Origin of the sequence: Endozoicomonas sp. ALB032 (assembly GCF_049310125.1) — a bacterium.
In the GTDB taxonomy this organism is placed as follows: Bacteria; Pseudomonadota; Gammaproteobacteria; order Pseudomonadales; family Endozoicomonadaceae; genus Endozoicomonas_A.
This window is the reverse complement of sequence record NZ_JBLYNW010000001.1, coordinates 2,526,926-2,544,592: the sequence shown is the minus strand read 5'-3', so window position 1 is coordinate 2,544,592 and position 17,667 is coordinate 2,526,926. Positions and strand designations below refer to the sequence as shown.

Below are 17,667 nucleotides of genomic sequence, written 5' to 3'. Positions count from 1 at the left end.
AATTTGCGGTCTAAGGTCAGTCTGCCTTTAAACGTCCCAGAATCTCCTTTATTTGTCCTTTACATGTCCTATAATTGTCCGAATAGGATTTTAAGGGACACATTTAAGAGACAATGATGACGTTAAGTATTGGCGATCAACTTCATGAAATCATTAAAGTTATAGAGCTGAATTCAAGAGGTCTGGCTCGAAAGGAGATCTCAGATCTACTTTCTTTTTCTATAAATAACAAGACATTACAGAGACGGTTAAACAGCCTTTGTGCTAACGGAGTTATTGCAAAAGAAGGAAACAAAAGAACAACAAAGTACTATCCGACTCATCTTTCCCGAACCGATAGTAAGAGACAAAATAAGGACAAATCGAGCTTAATTTTCAGCCCCAATAGCCAGAATGCTCTTTATTTGCTGGAAACACCGCTCCATGCCCGGACGAGAGTGTCCTATAACAGGGAATTTATCGAAGCTTATGTCCCTAACGAAACAAGTTATGTCCCTTATGACATTCGCAGACAACTATTCCTGAAAGGTAAACGCTTTGATCAACAGTTAGCCGCTGGCACCTATGCCCGTCAGATATGTCAGAGACTTCTGATTGACCTGTCTTACAACTCAAGTCGACTTGAGGGAAATACTTACTCAAAACTTGACACTCAGAAGCTGATTGAAAATGGCATTACGGCTGATGGAAAAATTCATGAAGAAACCGTGATGATTATGAATCACAAAGAAGCAATTCTGTTTCTCATTGAAAATGCAGAATTGATCAAACTCGACAGTTTTACTCTATTCAACCTGCACAACCTCCTCTCCCAGGACTTACTGGCAAATCCACAGAGTTGCGGTAACATCCGAACAGTAACCGTCGAAATAGGAAAATCAAGTTACACGCCTCTCGAAAACCCTCATATCCTTAGAGAAATGCTGGAACTGATACTGGTCAAAGCCAATAAAATAGAAGACCCATTCGAACAGAGCTTCTTTCTTCTGGTGCATCTTTCATACTTGCAGGCATTTGAAGATGTCAATAAGCGCACCTCTCGCCTGACTTGTAATATCCCATTTATCAAGCAGAATCTATGCCCTCTAAGCTTTACCGATGTCCCCCGCGATGACTATATTGCCGCACTGCTGGCAATTTATGAATTTAATGACATCAGCCCTATGCTGGATCTATTTGCCTGGGCTTATCTTCGCTCCTGCAATCAGTACGAAGTTGTCAAAAAGTCACTGGGTGAGATCGATGCCTTCCGAGTCCAACACCGACAGTTGAGAAAACAGGTCATGGGTCAGGTCATCCGTGATAATTTACACCGTCAAGATGCGGCTCAACTTATCGAACAATTCTGCCTGAACAATGGCATCGGAGATGTTGAGAGGTTTATGGCTATGACAATGACCGACCTTAACAATCTCCACGCTGGCGCTATCATTGGCCTTGGAATATCAGAAAGCCAATTTTATCTCTGGCTGGCTGGGAAATAAGCAGCAGCACTCGTTCAACCAACCTGCCATTGCTATTGGTTGTCACGAAATTGCGTTACATAGAAATAGCTTACCGTGTCTGCGTCAGAGCGTACCAAACTACAGGTAAATAAAAGCCATCGTTGAACATTTACGAGACAGCAACTGGCTCTGTGAAAATAAGAGAGGTCACCCGAAGGCAGCCTCTCTCATTTAGCTCACTGTATAAAAACAGGCGTCAGCCTATTTTTACACCTCGCCGAAGTTAAGAGCTTCAGACAGAGCCGCTTCAACTTCAGAAGCAGATACCTTGCTCGGTACTTCAAACTCAGGCTCTTCACGACCCTTACGACGTTCTTCGTGGTAAGTCAGACCTGTACCTGCAGGAATCAGACGACCCACGACTACGTTCTCCTTCAGACCACGCAGGTAGTCACGCTTACCGGTAACAGCTGCTTCGGTCAGAACTCTTGTGGTTTCCTGGAAGGAAGCCGCAGAGATGAAGGACTCAGTGGCCAGAGATGCCTTGGTGATACCTAGCAGAACCCTGTCGTACTTGGCAAGAATCTGATCCTGATCGCCCAGCTTCTCGTTTTCTTCCAGAACAGTGGTCAGTTCTAACTGGTCACCGCGGATCAGAGAAGAATCACCGGTGTCGGTCACTTCAACTTTACGCAGCATCTGACGCAGAATGGTTTCGATGTGCTTGTCGTTAATCTTAACGCCCTGCAGACGGTATACATCCTGGATTTCGTTAACGATGTAACGGGCCAGCTCACCAACGCCAAGTAGACGCAGAATGTCGTGGGGGTTCGTAGGACCGTCAGAAATAACTTCACCCTTGGTCACCTGTTCACCTTCGAACACGTTCAGGTGACGCCACTTCGGAATCAGCTCCTCATAAGGATCGCTGCCATCGTTCGGGGTGATGACCAGACGCTTCTTGCCCTTGGTCTCTTTACCAAAACCGATGGTACCAGTGATTTCCGCAAGGATAGAGTGCTCTTTGGGCTTACGGGCTTCAAACAGGTCGGCCACTCGTGGTAGACCACCGGTGATGTCCTTGTTACCGCCGGACTGCTGCGGAATACGGGCAACTACGTCACCAATTTCTACCGTCGCGCCGTCGGCCAGGTTCACCAGAGCGTTCGCAGGCAGGAAGTACTGTGCTGTTACATCAGTATTTGGCAGCTTCAGTTCTTTGCCATTAGCATCCAGCAACTGGATAGCAGGACGGATATCCTTTCCAGCAGAAGGACGATCCTTAGGATCCAGAACTTCGATGTTGGACAAACCGGTCAACTCATCCGTCTGAGTCTTGACGGTAATGCCTTCTTCCATGCCCAGAAACTTAACGGTACCGGACAGTTCGGTCACGATGGGGTGGGTGTGTGGGTCCCACTTGGCCACTATCTGACCGGCTTCTACTTCAATACCGTCCTTGACAGACAGAACCGCACCGTATGGCAGCTTGTAACGCTCACGCTCACGTCCGAATTCATCTGCGATAGCGAGCTGACCAGAACGGCTTACAGCAACTAGCGCACCGTCTTTACGTTCAACGTGCTTCAGGTTCAGCAGACGGGCGGTACCCTTGTTCTTAACAGAGATGTTGTCCTGTGCAGATGCACGGGATGCAGCACCACCGATGTGGAAGGTACGCATGGTCAGCTGGGTACCGGGCTCACCGATTGACTGGGCAGCGATAACGCCGACCGCTTCCCCTTTGTTAACCAGGTGTCCACGACCCAGGTCACGGCCATAACACTTGGAACAGATGCCGTAGCGGGTTTCACAGGTAATTGGAGAACGAACCCTGACTTCGTCAACGTTCATCAGCTCCAGGCGCTTAACCCAGGCCTCATCGATCAGGGTACCGGCAGGTACAGCGATTTCATTCTCTGCACCCGGCTTGAGTACGTCTTCAGCAACCACACGACCCAGGATACGTTCACCCAGAGGTTCTACGACTTCACCACCTTCGATGTGCGGAGTCATCTGCAGACCACGGACAGTGCCACAGTCGTCTTCAGTCACTACCAAATCCTGGGCAACGTCTACCAGACGACGGGTCAGGTAACCGGAGTTCGCTGTTTTCAGAGCGGTGTCTGCCAGACCTTTACGAGCACCGTGAGTAGAGATGAAGTACTGCAGTACGTTCAGACCTTCACGGAAGTTTGCGGTAATCGGCGTTTCGATGATGGAGCCATCCGGCTTGGCCATCAGACCACGCATACCGGCCAGCTGACGAATCTGTGCAGCACTACCACGAGCACCGGAGTCGGCCATCATGTAAACGCTGTTGAAGGATTCCTGTTCTTCCTCTTCACCCTGACGGTTGATCACGGTGTCGGACTTCAGGTTGTCCATCATGCGCTTGGCCAGCAATTCGTTGGCACGGGACCAGATGTCGATCACCTTGTTGTACTTCTCACCCTGTGTCACCAGACCGGAAGCAAACTGGTTTTCAATCTCACGCACTTCTTCGTTAGCGTCATCAATGATACGGCTCTTGTCGCCCGGGATAACAAAGTCGTTAACACCGATTGAGGAACCGGAAATCGTCGCATAATGGAAGCCCATATACAGCATCTGGTCAGCGAAGATAACGGTTTCCTTGAGACCCACGTTGCGATAACAGGTATTTAGCAGACGGGAGATCGCCTTCTTCTTCATGGTCTGGTTGACCAGTTCGAAAGGCAGACCTTCAGGTACGATTTCCCATAACAGGATACGACCAATAGTAGTATCTGCCAGGAAAGCGTTGCTGTGCTCTACGCCGTCGTCGTCTTTGTACTTTTCAGCAACACGTACCTTGATACGGGCATGGAGATCAGCATGACCGGTACGGTAGGCACGCAGGGCTTCGTTTACGTCAACGAAGGCCATGCCCTCACCCCTGGCGTTAATACGGTCACGGGTGATGTAATAAAGACCCAGTACTACGTCCTGGGAAGGTACGATAATAGGTTCGCCACTTGCTGGTGCCAGAATGTTGTTGGTAGACATCATCAGGGCACGGGCTTCCAGTTGAGCTTCCAGAGTCAGAGGTACGTGTACCGCCATCTGGTCACCATCAAAGTCAGCGTTATAAGCCGCACACACCAGCGGATGCAGTTGAATCGCCTTACCTTCGATCAGAACCGGTTCGAACGCCTGGATACCGAGACGGTGCAGTGTAGGTGCACGGTTCAGCATCACCGGGTGTTCTCGGATTACATCAGCCAGAACGTCCCAAACCTCAGGGGTTTCACGCTCTACCATCTTCTTGGCAGCTTTGATGGTGGTCGCCAGACCTTTGGCTTCCAACTTGCCGAAAATGAATGGCTTGAAGAGCTCCAGAGCCATTTTCTTGGGCAGACCACACTGATGCAGACGCAGGGTAGGACCTACGGTGATTACAGAACGGCCAGAGTAGTCAACACGCTTACCGAGCAGGTTCTGACGGAAACGGCCCTGTTTACCCTTGATCATGTCAGCCAGGGATTTCAGGGGACGCTTATTGGAACCGGTGATAGCACGACCGCGACGACCATTATCCAGCAGCGCGTCTACAGATTCCTGCAGCATACGCTTTTCATTGCGGACAATGATGTCTGGAGCATTAAGATCGAGCAGACGCTTCAGACGGTTGTTACGGTTGATTACACGACGGTAAAGGTCATTCAGGTCAGACGTCGCAAAGCGACCACCATCCAACGGCACCAGAGGACGCAGATCGGGTGGCAGAACCGGCAGAACAGTCAGAATCATCCACTCAGGGTTGTTACCTGATTTGTGGAAAGCTTCCAGCAGTTTCAGACGTTTGCTCAGTTTCTTCAGTTTGGTTTCGGAATTGGTCTGCGGAATTTCTTCACGCAGCATGTCAACTTCTTCACCCAGCTCGATGTCAGCCAACAGAGCTTTGATGGCTTCAGCACCCATACGGGCATCAAAGTCGTCACCAAACTCTTCCAGAGCCTCGTAGTACTGCTCATCGTTCAGCAGCTGGTTTTTCTCCAGGGTCGTCATACCCGGATCAATCACTACGTAAGACTCAAAGTACAGTACCCGCTCGATATCACGCAGGGTCATGTCCAATAACAGACCGATACGGGATGGCAGAGACTTCAGGAACCAGATGTGAGCAACAGGGCTGGCCAGTTCGATGTGACCCATACGGTCACGACGCACTTTCGCCAGCGCAACTTCTACACCACATTTTTCACAGATGACACCACGGTGCTTAAGACGCTTGTATTTACCGCACAAGCACTCGTAGTCCTTGACCGGACCAAAGATCTTGGCACAGAAAAGGCCGTCACGCTCAGGCTTGAACGTACGGTAGTTGATTGTTTCCGGCTTTTTAACTTCACCGTAAGACCAGGAACGTACCATTTCTGGGGAAGCCAGACCGATACGAATCGAGTCAAACTCTTCGGTCTGACCCTGGGTCTTGAGTAGATTCAGTAGGTCTTTCAAGATCGCATCTCCTCGATCCACCTGCTGGCCAGACTATGCCTGACCGGCGGATTTCACGTATTCGTTATTCGGTGTCCAGCTCAATGTCGATACCCAGAGAGCGAATCTCTTTCAACAGTACGTTGAAGGATTCGGGCATCCCGGCTTCCATTCGATGATCACCATCGACAATGTTTTTATACATCTTGGTACGCCCGGTCACATCATCAGACTTAACAGTCAGCATTTCCTGCAGGGTGTAGGCAGCACCGTAGGCTTCCAGTGCCCATACCTCCATCTCACCGAAACGCTGACCACCGAACTGGGCCTTACCACCCAGCGGTTGCTGGGTAACCAGAGAGTAGGAGCCTGTAGAACGTGCGTGCATTTTATCATCAACCAAGTGGTTGAGCTTCAGCATGTACATGTAGCCCACAGTGACAGGACGGTCAAAGGCATCGCCAGTACGGCCGTCGTGCAATTTTACCTGTCCCGTGTCGCTCAGGTCTGCCAGACGCAGCAGCTCCTTAACTTCAGACTCTTTGGCTCCATCAAATACTGAAGTAGCCATCGGTACACCGCCGCGCAGGTTGTTGGCCAGTTCCATGACTTCTTCGTCAGTGAACTTGTCCAACTCCTCAACACGTCCGCCACCCACTCCGTTATAGACCTGATCCAGGAATTCACGGATTTCAGCGACTTTCTTCTGAGACTCGATCATGCGGTTGATCTTGTGACCCAGACCACGAGCCGCAGCTCCCAAGTGAGTTTCCAGAACCTGCCCTACGTTCATCCGAGACGGTACACCCAGCGGGTTAAGTACGATATCAACCGGATTACCTTCTTCATCATAGGGCATGTCCTCGACAGGCATGATGATGGAGATAACCCCCTTGTTACCGTGACGACCCGCCATTTTGTCACCTGGCTGAATGCGACGCTTGATAGCCAGATAAACCTTGACAATTTTCAGGACGCCAGGCGCCATGTCATCACCGGTCTGCAGCTTTTTCTTCTTGTCTTCGAAGCGCTCGTCGAGCTGTGCACGACGTTCTTTCAGCTGTTCTTTAGCCAGATCCAGCTGTTCGTTCAGGGCCTCGTCAGACATGGACAGACGGAACCACTGTTCGTGTTCCAGATCATTCAGGAATTCGTCAGTGATGGTGTTGCCCTTGCTCAGGCCAGGACCACGGTCGACAGGCTGACCACGCAGAGCTTCACGCAGACGATCGAAGGTATCTTCTTCAACGATACGGAACTCTTCGTTCAAGTCCTTGCGGTATTCGTCCAGAGCCGCCTTTTCGATGCCCTGGGCACGACTGTCTTTTTCAACGCCGTCGCGGGTGAATACCTGTACGTCGATGACGGTACCCTTAACAGAAGTTGGCACACGCAAGGAAGTATCTTTAACGTCGGAAGCCTTCTCACCGAAGATCGCACGCAGCAGTTTTTCTTCCGGAGTCAGCTGGGTTTCGCCTTTAGGAGTTACCTTACCGACCAGAATGTCACCGGCACCCACTTCAGCACCAACATGAACAATACCAGCTTCATCCAGTTTGTTCAGTGCAGACTCACCGACATTAGGAATATCAGAAGTAATTTCTTCCGGTCCCAGCTTGGTGTCACGAGCCACACAGGTCAGTTCCTGAATATGGATCGTGGTGAAGCGGTCTTCCTGTACAACGCGCTCGGAAATAAGGATCGAGTCCTCAAAGTTGTAACCGTTCCATGGCATGAAGGCTACGCGCATGTTCTGACCCAGAGCCAGCTCACCCATGTCTACAGATGGGCCGTCAGCCAGAATATCACCACGAGCGATGGTTTCACCGGCACGAACCAGAGAACGCTGGTTAATACAGGTATTCTGGTTAGAACGGGTATACTTGGTCAGGTTGTAGATATCGACACCGGCCTCACCTGGTTGCAACTCGTCGTTGTTGACACGAACAACGATCTTGGCAGCGTCAACGGTATCAATCACACCGCCACGCTGGGCAACAACGCAAACACCGGAGTCAGAAGCCACGTTACGCTCCATGCCAGTACCTACCAGAGGCTTGTCGGCACGCAGGGTTGGAACGGCCTGACGTTGCATGTTTGATCCCATCAAAGCACGGTTAGCATCGTCGTGCTCGAGGAATGGAATAAGGGATGCCGCAACGGATACCACCTGCTTGGTCGAAACGTCCATGTACTGGACTTTTTCAGGACCCATCAGAGTAAATTCGTTACGGTGACGAACGTTAACCAGCTCTTCAGTCAGGTTATTACTGTCGTCCATTTTCGCAGAAGCCTGAGCGATAACATACTCACCTTCTTCGATGGCAGAGAGGTAATCAATATCATCAGTTACCTTGCCATCTACTACCTTGCGGTAAGGAGACTCCAGGAAACCATAATCGTTAGTACGGGCATAGGTCGCCAGAGAGTTGATCAGACCGATGTTCGGACCTTCAGGCGTTTCAATAGGGCATACACGACCGTAGTGAGTCGGGTGTACGTCCCGAACTTCAAAGCCGGCACGCTCACGGGTCAAACCACCCGGGCCGAGTGCTGATACACGACGCTTGTGAGTCACCTCGGACAGCGGGTTGTTCTGATCCATAAACTGGGACAGCTGGCTGGAGCCGAAGAATTCCTTGATAGCCGCTGCAACAGGCTTGGCGTTAATCAGATCCTGAGGCATCAGGCCTTCAGACTCTGCCAGACTCAGGCGTTCCTTAACGGCACGCTCAACACGAACCAGACCGACACGGAACTGGTTTTCAGCCATTTCACCCACAGAACGGACGCGACGGTTACCCAGATGGTCAATATCGTCACAGATACCCTGACCATTTCGGATGTCTACCAACGTCTTCAGAACATCAACAATATCGGTGTTGTCCAGAACACCGGAACCGATGTCTTCTTCACGACCCAGACGACGATTGAATTTCATACGACCTACAGCTGAGAGGTCATAACGCTCTGCAGAGAAGAACAGGTTACCAAACAGGGTTTCTGCTGCTTCTTGAGTGGGTGGCTCGCCAGGACGCATCATGCGGTAGATTTCTACCAGAGCTTCCAGACGGTTTGTAGTAGTGTCACTGCGCAGCGTATCGGAAATATATGAACCGCAATCCAGTTCATTGATGTACAGGGTTTCAACCTGCTTGATACCAGCTGCCAGCAGCTTTTCGTATACTTCCAGGGTAATTTCAGTGTTGCAATCAACAATGATCTCACCGGTCGCGGAATCTATAACGGTTTTGGCCAGGACTTTTCCGTAAATGTACTCAACGGGAGCTTCCAGCTGTTCAATATTGGCTTTTTTCAGCTGACGGATGTGACGTGCAGTAACACGACGCCCCTGTTCAACCAGAACATTGCCTTCACCGTCTTTAATATCAAAGCTTGCAGCTTCACCACGCAGACGCTCGGCGGCAAACTCGGTACTGACACTTTCAGCACCGATGCTGAAATCTACAGTATCGAAGAAGTAGTTCAGGATCTCTTCATTACTCATGCCCAGAGCACGCAGAAGGATCGTAGCAGGCAGCTTACGACGACGGTCGATACGCACGTAAAGCATGTCCTTGGGATCGAACTCGAAGTCCAGCCATGAGCCACGGTAAGGAATAACACGAGCGGAGTATAGCAGCTTGCCTGAAGAGTGTGTTTTACCACGATCGTGGTCAAAGAATACACCAGGAGAACGATGAAGCTGAGATACGATAACACGCTCAGTACCATTGATTACAAAGGTACCGTTCTCAGTCATGAGCGGAATTTCGCCCATGTAAACTTCCTGTTCCTTGATATCTTTGATTGCCTTGTTGGCAGAGTCTTTGTCATAAATGATAAGGCGCACTTTCACCCGCAGAGGTACTGCGTAAGTTACACCTCGAAGTTGACATTCCTTGACATCAAACGCAGGAGTACCGAGCCTGTAGCTCACGTATTCCAGCGCCGCATTTCCAGAGTAGCTTACGATTGGAAATACGGATTTGAATGCAGCATGAAGACCAATGTCTTCACGTGCGGTCGGCTCTTTTCCGGACTGCAGCAGCTTGTGATAAGAATCAAGCTGAATAGCCAGAAGATAGGGCACATTCATGACATGCGGCAGTTTGCCGAAGTCTTTGCGGATGCGTTTTTTCTCTGTATACGAGTATGCCATCAGCGTTCCCCAGCTTGGTCACCTGGTTCTGGCTTCAGACCGTCTGGCCTGGCCATCTAGGTTTATTGAGGGCGGGTGGCCCCCTTTTGATACCCAATTAAAAAACGGTGATTTCAACCGTTACCGTTGCATGAGCTTTAGCGTCCAGAATGAAAGCAGGGCTTTCATTCTGAGAATCTGACCGGAAATTGCGCTCCAACGGATCATGATCCGAGCTGTCGATTTCCGGTAAGGCTCCCACTCTGCCAATGACACTGCAACTTTCTCAGATTGATGGAGATTTACTTCGGCGGTAACACACAGTTCAGCCTGTGCCAATACCGATCTGAATCCCATCAATTTAATAAGCCATCGAACACTGCCATCCAGCATGGAACGATATAGCTCATACAACGGAAAAAGGCCGGTGCCATAGAGGCACCAGCCACCTGAGTCTATTATGCAATAGGCTCTGGATATTTCAACGCTGTCGTAGAATTACTTAACTTCTACGGAAGCGCCAGCTTCTTCCAGCTGCTTCTTCAGGTCTTCAGCTTCTTCCTTGCTCACGCCTTCTTTCAGAGGAGCAGGAGCGCCATCTACAACAGCTTTAGCTTCTTTCAGACCCAAGCCAGTCGCGCCGCGAACAACCTTAATTACGTTTACTTTCTTGTCGCCAGCAGCAGTCAGAATTACGTCGAATTCAGTCTGTTCGGCAGCCGCAGCGCCAGCGTCGCCAGCAGCAGCAGGGGCAGCAGCAACTGCAGCAGCAGCAGAAACGCCGAACTTCTCTTCCATAGCTTCAACCAGCTCAACAACGTCCATTACGGACATTTCAGCGATTGCATTCAGGATATCTTCTTTAGACAGAGCCATTGTATGTCTCCAAAAATCTTTTTTGGGGTAAAACCCCGGAATTCATTAAATAAGAGAAAAAATCAGCCAGCTGGAGAGCACCCGGATTAAAGGCCTCCCACGCACTAAGGGCTTTAATGCCTGCCAAGAGGCTTAGGCGGCTTTCTTTTTCTCGTCGGCAACAGCTGCCATTACACGTGTAATGCTGCTTGGGAACTCGTTCAGAGTTCTGGCCAGCTTGGTTACAGGTGCAATCATTACACTCATCAGCATCGCGCGAGCCTGATCCAGAGTAGGCATCTTGGCCAGAACATCAATCTGTTCTGCTCCCAGAAGCTGTCCAGAGATGGACAGAGCCTTAACTTCCAGAGCATCGTTCTCTTTAGCGAAGTCCTTAATCAGACGCGCAGCAGCGCCCGGATCTTCCTGAGAGAAGGCCAGCACAGTTGGACCAACCAGAGAGTCTTGCAGGCACTCAAAATCAGTACCTTCAACAGCGCGCCTGGCCAAGGTATTACGTACAACCTTCAGGTATACGTTACCTTCACGAGCCTGCTTACGCAGTTGAGTCATCTGGTCAACCGTGAGACCACGGTAGTCCGCGATTACAGCCGACAGAGCGCTTTGTGCAGCCTCGCTGACTTCGGCGACAATCGCCTTCTTGTCTTCGAGTCCTAACGCCATTGGCTTTACTCCAAATTATGAAGTTAACACCCGGCTATTCAGCCACTGAGTAACCGGGCAGTTACAATACGGTGAAGGGTTAATAACAAAATACTGAAACAGTCTTTTGTATTGCTCACCGTCTACGCAGGAAATTAAGCGTCGATCTTTTTGTCAGGCCTCCTGGCCCAACCCTGATTTAACAGGCACAGATCTTCACACCTACGATCTTTGACGGCCTCCGAAAACCGGAGACCCCAAAGTCTTTCGGATACTGCAGATATCCTGCCTGCAGCTTTCCACTATTCGTTAACCAGCTTAGGGCTGACTCTCAGCTCCGGGCTGTTTTCAGCAAAGCTGTGAATATTAGATATTCAGGGAGCTCATGTCGATAGTCAGACCCGGGCCCATGGTAGAGGACAGAGTGACTTTCTTCATGTAAACACCCTTACTGGAAGAAGGCTTCAGCTTCTTCAATTCAGCCAGCAGTGCTTCAGCGTTCTCTTGAAGGGAGCCCGCTTCAAAATCGATCTTACCGATGCCCGCATGGATAATACCGTTCTTGTCAGTACGGAAACGTACCTGACCGGCCTTGGCGTTTTTAACCGCTTCAGCAACATTTGGAGTAACAGTACCCACTTTCGGGTTAGGCATCAGGCCGCGCGGACCCAGAATCTGGCCAAGCTGACCTACAACGCGCATCGCATCCGGAGAAGCAATAACTACGTCAAAGTTCATTTCGCCCGCTTTGACCTGAGCAGCCAGATCATCCATACCAACGATGTCAGCACCGGCTTCTTTAGCTGCTTCAGCGTTAGCGCCCTGTGTGAATACAGCAACACGAACGTCTTTACCAGTTCCTGCAGGCAGAACGGTAGAACCACGAACTACCTGATCGGATTTACGAGGATCCACACCCAGATTTACAGAAATCTCAACGGATTCTTTGAACTTAACGCTGGATACTTCCTTCAGGACGTTAGCAGCTTCTTCGAAGGAGTATGCCTTTTCAGCTACAACCTTCTCAGCTATCATCTTGGCGCGCTTGGTCATCTTAGCCATTATTCCACACCCTCCACGTTGACACCCATGGAACGAGCAGAACCAGCAATGGTGCGAATTGCCGCGTCCTCGTCTGCTGCAGTCAGATCAGGCTCTTTGATCTTGGCCACTTCCAGAAGCTGCTCACGAGTAGCAGTACCCACTTTTTCAGTGTTAGGGCGACCGGAGCCTTTCTTCAATTTCAGAACTTTCTTCAGCAGAACAGATGCAGGCGGAGTCTTGGTCTCAAAGGTGAAGCTTCGATCGCCGTATACGGTAATTATTACCGGAATCGGCATACCAGCATCCATCTCTTGAGTCTTTGCGTTGAACGCCTTACAAAACTCCATGATGTTCACGCCGTGTTGACCCAGAGCAGGACCTACAGGTGGTGAAGGATTAGCTTTACCTGCAGGCACCTGCAGTTTGATGTAAGCTTCGACTTTTTTAGCCATATCAACCTCAATAGTGGGTCTTCGCTTTAACAGTCACTTTCGGCTTCCACCAGACTGCCTCAGCTACCCGTTCAGGGCTTGCGCCCTTCAGATAAAAACCCTGCACTACTTACGCAGCACAGGGTCTTGAATTTTTTAAAGTCTGTTATGCCTCAAGACCCGCTCAAGACTGATCAAACTTTTTCAACCTGGACAAACTCCAGCTCAACCGGTGTAGAGCGACCGAAGATCATTACCGCAACATGCAGACGGCTCTTCTCGTAGTTCACTTCTTCCACCACACCATTGAAGTCCGCAAACGGCCCATCAATGACTCTAACCATCTCACCAGGTTCAAACAGCGTCTTGGGACGTGGTTTCTCAACACCTTCCTGAACACGCTGCAGTATGGCATCCGCCTCTTTTTCGGTGATTGGTGCAGGCTTGTCCGCCGTACCACCAATAAAACCCATGACCCGAGGGGTATCTTTAATAAGATGCCAGCTATCTTCGTTCATTTCCATCTGGACTAATACATATCCAGGGAAGAATTTACGCTCACTTTTACGCTTCTGACCGTTTCTGATTTCAACCACTTCTTCGGTAGGCACCAAAATCTCACCAAAGAGGTCCTCCATACCGTGAAGCTTTACGCGCTCAATCAGCGAACGCATCACCTGCTTTTCGTAGCCGGAGTAGGCATGAACCACATACCAACGTTTCGCCATTATTTATCCCTATCCAATCAGGCTGCTGATAATCCAGCCTAGCAGAGAATCAAGCGCCCACAAAATGAGCCCCATAATTACAACCACAGCTACAACAATCAGCGTGGTCTGAACAGTTTCCTGACGAGTCGGCCAGACTACTTTGCGAATCTCAACCTTAGCTTCCTTGACCAGCGTCCAAAAAGCATCACCTTTTACGGTTTGAAGCGCAACAAACCCGGCCACTGCAGCCAAGGCCACCAAAGCCAGCGCCCTGTAGAGAACAGAATACTCACCAAAGTAAACATTCCCACCAACACCAGCGGCCACCAGAACCGCAACAAGGGCCCACATGAGGCCATCCAGTCGTCCTTTAGGTGCTACTTCAGGTTTTCCACTCATCGGTTGACTATCTCTATTCGGAAAAGCTTTGCCAGAAATTATACTGACATAATATAGAAATGGCAGGCCAGGAGGGAATCGAACCCCCAACCCCCGGTTTTGGAGACCGGTGCTCTACCAATTGAACTACTGGCCTGTATCTTTGAGCAGTCTTGTGATACCTACCCCGATACAAGGACCGATCAATTATAATCGACCCCAATCAAGCTGAAAAGTCTTATTCTTTTTTAAACCCCATAAACAGAGGCAACCAACAGGAGGAATCCACCCCCCCTTTACACCATATGGAGCTCTTGAGCAGATTTGAACTGCCGACCTCACCCTTACCAAGGGTGCGCTCTACCAACTGAGCTACAAGAGCACTTAAATCAGAATTAATGGAGCGGGTAGCGGGGATCGAACCCGCATCATCAGCTTGGAAGGCTGAGGTTCTACCATTGAACTATACCCGCAAAGCAGGACCTACATCATGCAGTATGCCCACTTATCAAGCCAACTTACAAGAAAGAAGACTTAGAAATCTGGTGGTGGGAGCTGGATTCGAACCAGCGAAGCTTTCGCGTCAGATTTACAGTCTGATCCCTTTGGCCGCTCGGGAACCCCACCAAGTGCTGCGCCATTCTATTCAGGAGCATTTCAATGTCAAGCCCGTTCCCTGCCAACTATGCAGAAAGCTTGTCTTCTCTAGCCGCCCTGAAGCGCAGGCGTATATTAGTGAATCGAATCGTCGGATGCAACGCTTTTGCAGTTTTTTTCCAGCATTTTCAGATCATTGTATTCGTCAGCCTGCCTCTCCCAGAAACCGACGCTTAACTTCTTTGCTTCTGAATCTGTCATCTCCAGCCAGAATGTTTCAGGCTCACGGGGTAGCTTTTTAATAGCGGGTTCATAACCCGCCTCTTGTACACGACGACTGACTTCATTCGCCGAAATTTCCTTGCTGAATAACCCCAGAGATATGCCATTAGCCAGCTCACCCTGGGTAATCACAAAACTGTCTATTCCCTGCCCCTGCAACTCTCTTAACAACCTTATTGCCGACTGCCGATTACTTCGGGGAGGAATATGCACCCAGTAGTCAGCAAGTACTGCCTCGTTGTCAGAACGCTCCCTGCTCGAAATACCCAGAGAAAAGAGTTTCTGCTGCAGATGGTCTGCTTTTGCAGAGGATTCAAAAGGCCCAACTACAAGACACTGGGCTTCAGCGACTTTCTTTGTCCTTTTTTTCTCCCGCGTTTGCACAGGGAGTTCTGATGCTACCTCAGAGAGCAGCATCAATCTTTTACCTGCCTGCACAGAAACTTCGGCACCTACGTTTACAGCCCGGTAGGGCTTATGGGACTGATGATAATAGCCCCAGACAAAATAGCCGGCATTGGCAAAGAGAAGTACCAGGACGATCCAGCGCATACTAAAAACCGAATTTTGGAAGTTAAACTCTATAAATAGCTTCTATAAACAGCTTTTATAAACAGTATGACTTCCCATTAATTTTAAATCTGGGTGATTAAAAAACATTATTGTCTTTCAAAGGCAATCGAGAGTCCATCCAGAACCAGCTCTTCAATCAGCACCTGCTCTATTCCTTCCTTTATGTGAGTTTGCAACAAAGAAGCATCGCCGCCGGTCAGAAACAAACGGGCGCCCGGCCATTTAAGACAGGTCTCATGAATGAAAGATACTGCCATAGCCAGAACACCATGGTTAATACATTCTGAAGTGACGGTTCCCAATGCTGTTGCTTCTGCAGGATGCTCAATGTTATCGAGATTGGCCGTATTGACGGCCAGAGCTTTTTTCATCAAGCGGATACCCGGAACAATGAATCCTCCCTGATGGTTTCCGTGACCATCAATCACATCCACTGTAATAGCTGTACCACAACTGACAACGATTTTAGTATTGTGCAGAGAATGAGCATGTGCCGCCAGCATGGCCAGCCACCGATCTACACCCAACCTTTCTACTTCTTTATAGATAACTGTAAGACCAGCAAAGCTTTTTCGGGTTTTAGCAATAAATGGCTCCACGCCGGTAGCTTCTGACAAAATGCGCACTAACTGCTCTAATCTTGCGTTCCCTGAGACTGTTGAAATAGCAATGGAGTCAAGAGTTCCCAACTCTTCCAGAAGCAGGGACAAGATAATCTGCCAGTCAGCATCATTATGAATGAAGCCCGATTGAGCGGAAGCACCACCGACCATCAGACGCCATTTAAGCCGGGTATTTCCGGCATCCAGCTGCAACTGTCTATCGATGAGCTCGTTCATGATTGACGTAATGACACTTCTCCACCATTAAAAATATGAAGACCAGAAACTGTCTCGAGCAGCAGCCCCCCCTGATCATCCACTCCCATATAACGCCCTGTTACGGATCGGTTAGAAGCCATTAACGTAACTTCCTTGCCACGATAGGCATCGTATTCGCACCATTGCTCCCTGAACAGTCTAAAGCCACCTTGTCCAAATCCATCGAGCAAATGAGTCAGGGTATTGATTAACTGCCCTGCGACCGCATTTCGGCTCACCGTCTTGCCACATACCCGGAAAAGATCAACAGCCGGCTGACTCACGGACTCCAGCTGCCCATCACTTAAACGGACATTAATGCCTATTCCGATCACCACATCACACTCACCCGTGGGATCTCCATGGACTTCCAGTAACACACCACAGAGTTTTTTACCCTGCCAGAGAACGTCATTGGGCCATTTAAGCTTTAATTCTCTGGCTCCCAATGTTTCCAGTGCTTTTACAACGGCCAGACCTACCGCAAGACTGAGCCCTTCCAGCGAAGCCGTTCCCTCACCATTCTGCCAAAGGGCAGACAAGCTTATTGTTGACCCAAAAGGACTGCTCCATACTCGACCCCGTCGCCCCCGCCCTTTTGCTTGATACTCCGCCAGACAAAAACGAGTGACTCCGGCAGGAACCGGCTCCAGGTTACGAACAAGATCATTGGTTGATTCCGTAATAAAGCAGGTATGGACTTCAGATTTATTTCGAACGTCTACATCTATATTGCTCTGAATCTTTTTATTATCAAGAAGCTCAATACCACTGCCGAGGCGGTAACCTTTACCTCGCACAGAATCCACTGCCAGGCCAAGCTCTTCAATCGCTTTCAGTTTTTTCCAGACAGCGGCCCGACTGATCCCAAGCTGCTCACCCAGATCTTCACCGGAATGAAACTGCCCGTCTGCCAACAAGCCCAGTAATTTATCCATCAACCACTCCCAACAACTGAGAGCAAATAATATGCGCTTCATTCCTGCTGCTCAAATCATTCAGACATTCAGTCTGTCTCAACAGATTCCATAAGAAGCGTCATTAAAGATGATGAAAAATTCCCACTCATAAGACGAGCCCCACAAAAGCTGTTACAGAAGTGCATTACGCTACGATTCCCGCAAACCTCTTACCAGTCACATTATTCTCAGCGGTTCTTCAGGAAATGATATTACAGAGATGTTTTTGGTGTTCTTTCATCCAGACGCTTATACTCAATCGTAAACGATC

General features: G+C 49.5%; 12 protein-coding genes and 4 tRNA genes. 1 reads left to right on the top strand and 15 read right to left on the bottom strand.

Annotated elements, in window-relative coordinates:
- Nucleotides 1-116: 116 nt before the first annotated feature.
- Entirely contained in the window at nt 117-1,484 is a 1,368-nt protein-coding gene (locus tag ACO6VG_RS09175; protein WP_422473617.1) for a Fic family protein, read from the top strand.
- A 228-nt stretch (nt 1,485-1,712) separates the two neighbouring features.
- On the opposite strand, the gene rpoC is transcribed toward ACO6VG_RS09175, so the two are convergent.
- The 15 genes from rpoC to birA form a co-directional block, all read right to left on the bottom strand.
- Nucleotides 1,713-5,924 carry a DNA-directed RNA polymerase subunit beta' gene (gene rpoC / locus ACO6VG_RS09170; protein WP_422136666.1) on the bottom strand — a complete coding sequence of 1,404 codons (4,212 nt, stop codon included), beginning with the start codon at nt 5,922-5,924 and terminating at the stop codon, nt 1,713-1,715.
- A 64-nt stretch (nt 5,925-5,988) separates the two neighbouring features.
- The gene (gene rpoB / locus ACO6VG_RS09165; protein ID WP_422136665.1) at nt 5,989-10,065 is read right to left on the bottom strand and encodes a DNA-directed RNA polymerase subunit beta; all 4,077 of its coding nucleotides are present in this window, start codon (nt 10,063-10,065) and stop codon (nt 5,989-5,991) included.
- A 477-nt stretch (nt 10,066-10,542) separates the two neighbouring features.
- Nucleotides 10,543-10,920, bottom strand: a complete 378-nt coding sequence (gene rplL, locus ACO6VG_RS09160; RefSeq protein WP_422136664.1) for a 50S ribosomal protein L7/L12 — start codon at nt 10,918-10,920, stop codon at nt 10,543-10,545.
- A 132-nt stretch (nt 10,921-11,052) separates the two neighbouring features.
- Entirely contained in the window at nt 11,053-11,583 is a 531-nt protein-coding gene (rplJ, locus tag ACO6VG_RS09155; protein ID WP_317143700.1) for a 50S ribosomal protein L10, read from the bottom strand.
- Nucleotides 11,584-11,928: 345 nt separating this feature from the next.
- On the bottom strand, nt 11,929-12,624 hold the full coding sequence (gene rplA / locus ACO6VG_RS09150; RefSeq protein ID WP_422136663.1) for a 50S ribosomal protein L1: 696 nt from the start codon (nt 12,622-12,624) through the stop codon (nt 11,929-11,931).
- The gene (gene rplK / locus ACO6VG_RS09145) at nt 12,624-13,058 is read right to left on the bottom strand and encodes a 50S ribosomal protein L11 (protein WP_252177357.1); all 435 of its coding nucleotides are present in this window, start codon (nt 13,056-13,058) and stop codon (nt 12,624-12,626) included. The genes rplA and rplK overlap by 1 nt, the downstream gene beginning before the upstream one ends.
- Nucleotides 13,059-13,231: 173 nt before the next feature.
- Nucleotides 13,232-13,765, bottom strand: a complete 534-nt coding sequence (gene nusG / locus ACO6VG_RS09140; protein ID WP_317143703.1) for a transcription termination/antitermination protein NusG — start codon at nt 13,763-13,765, stop codon at nt 13,232-13,234.
- A 9-nt stretch (nt 13,766-13,774) separates the two neighbouring features.
- Nucleotides 13,775-14,146, bottom strand: coding sequence for a preprotein translocase subunit SecE (gene secE / locus ACO6VG_RS09135; RefSeq protein ID WP_422473615.1), 372 nt, complete (start codon nt 14,144-14,146; stop codon nt 13,775-13,777).
- A 60-nt stretch (nt 14,147-14,206) separates the two neighbouring features.
- Nucleotides 14,207-14,282: transfer RNA gene (locus ACO6VG_RS09130), tRNA-Trp, on the bottom strand.
- Between the two features lie 149 nt (nt 14,283-14,431).
- Nucleotides 14,432-14,507, bottom strand: a tRNA-Thr gene (locus tag ACO6VG_RS09125).
- A gap of 17 nt (nt 14,508-14,524) precedes the next feature.
- Nucleotides 14,525-14,598: transfer RNA gene (locus tag ACO6VG_RS09120), tRNA-Gly, on the bottom strand.
- Between the two features lie 70 nt (nt 14,599-14,668).
- Nucleotides 14,669-14,752: transfer RNA gene (locus tag ACO6VG_RS09115), tRNA-Tyr, on the bottom strand.
- A gap of 105 nt (nt 14,753-14,857) precedes the next feature.
- A complete protein-coding gene (locus ACO6VG_RS09110) occupies nt 14,858-15,556 on the bottom strand; it encodes an SPOR domain-containing protein (protein ID WP_422473613.1) in 699 nt (232 codons plus the stop codon).
- A gap of 107 nt (nt 15,557-15,663) precedes the next feature.
- Nucleotides 15,664-16,416, bottom strand: a complete 753-nt coding sequence (locus ACO6VG_RS09105) for a type III pantothenate kinase (protein ID WP_422473611.1) — start codon at nt 16,414-16,416, stop codon at nt 15,664-15,666.
- The gene (gene birA / locus ACO6VG_RS09100) at nt 16,413-17,375 is read right to left on the bottom strand and encodes a bifunctional biotin--[acetyl-CoA-carboxylase] ligase/biotin operon repressor BirA (protein ID WP_422473609.1); all 963 of its coding nucleotides are present in this window, start codon (nt 17,373-17,375) and stop codon (nt 16,413-16,415) included. The genes ACO6VG_RS09105 and birA overlap by 4 nt, the downstream gene beginning before the upstream one ends.
- Nucleotides 17,376-17,667: the final 292 nt, after the last annotated feature.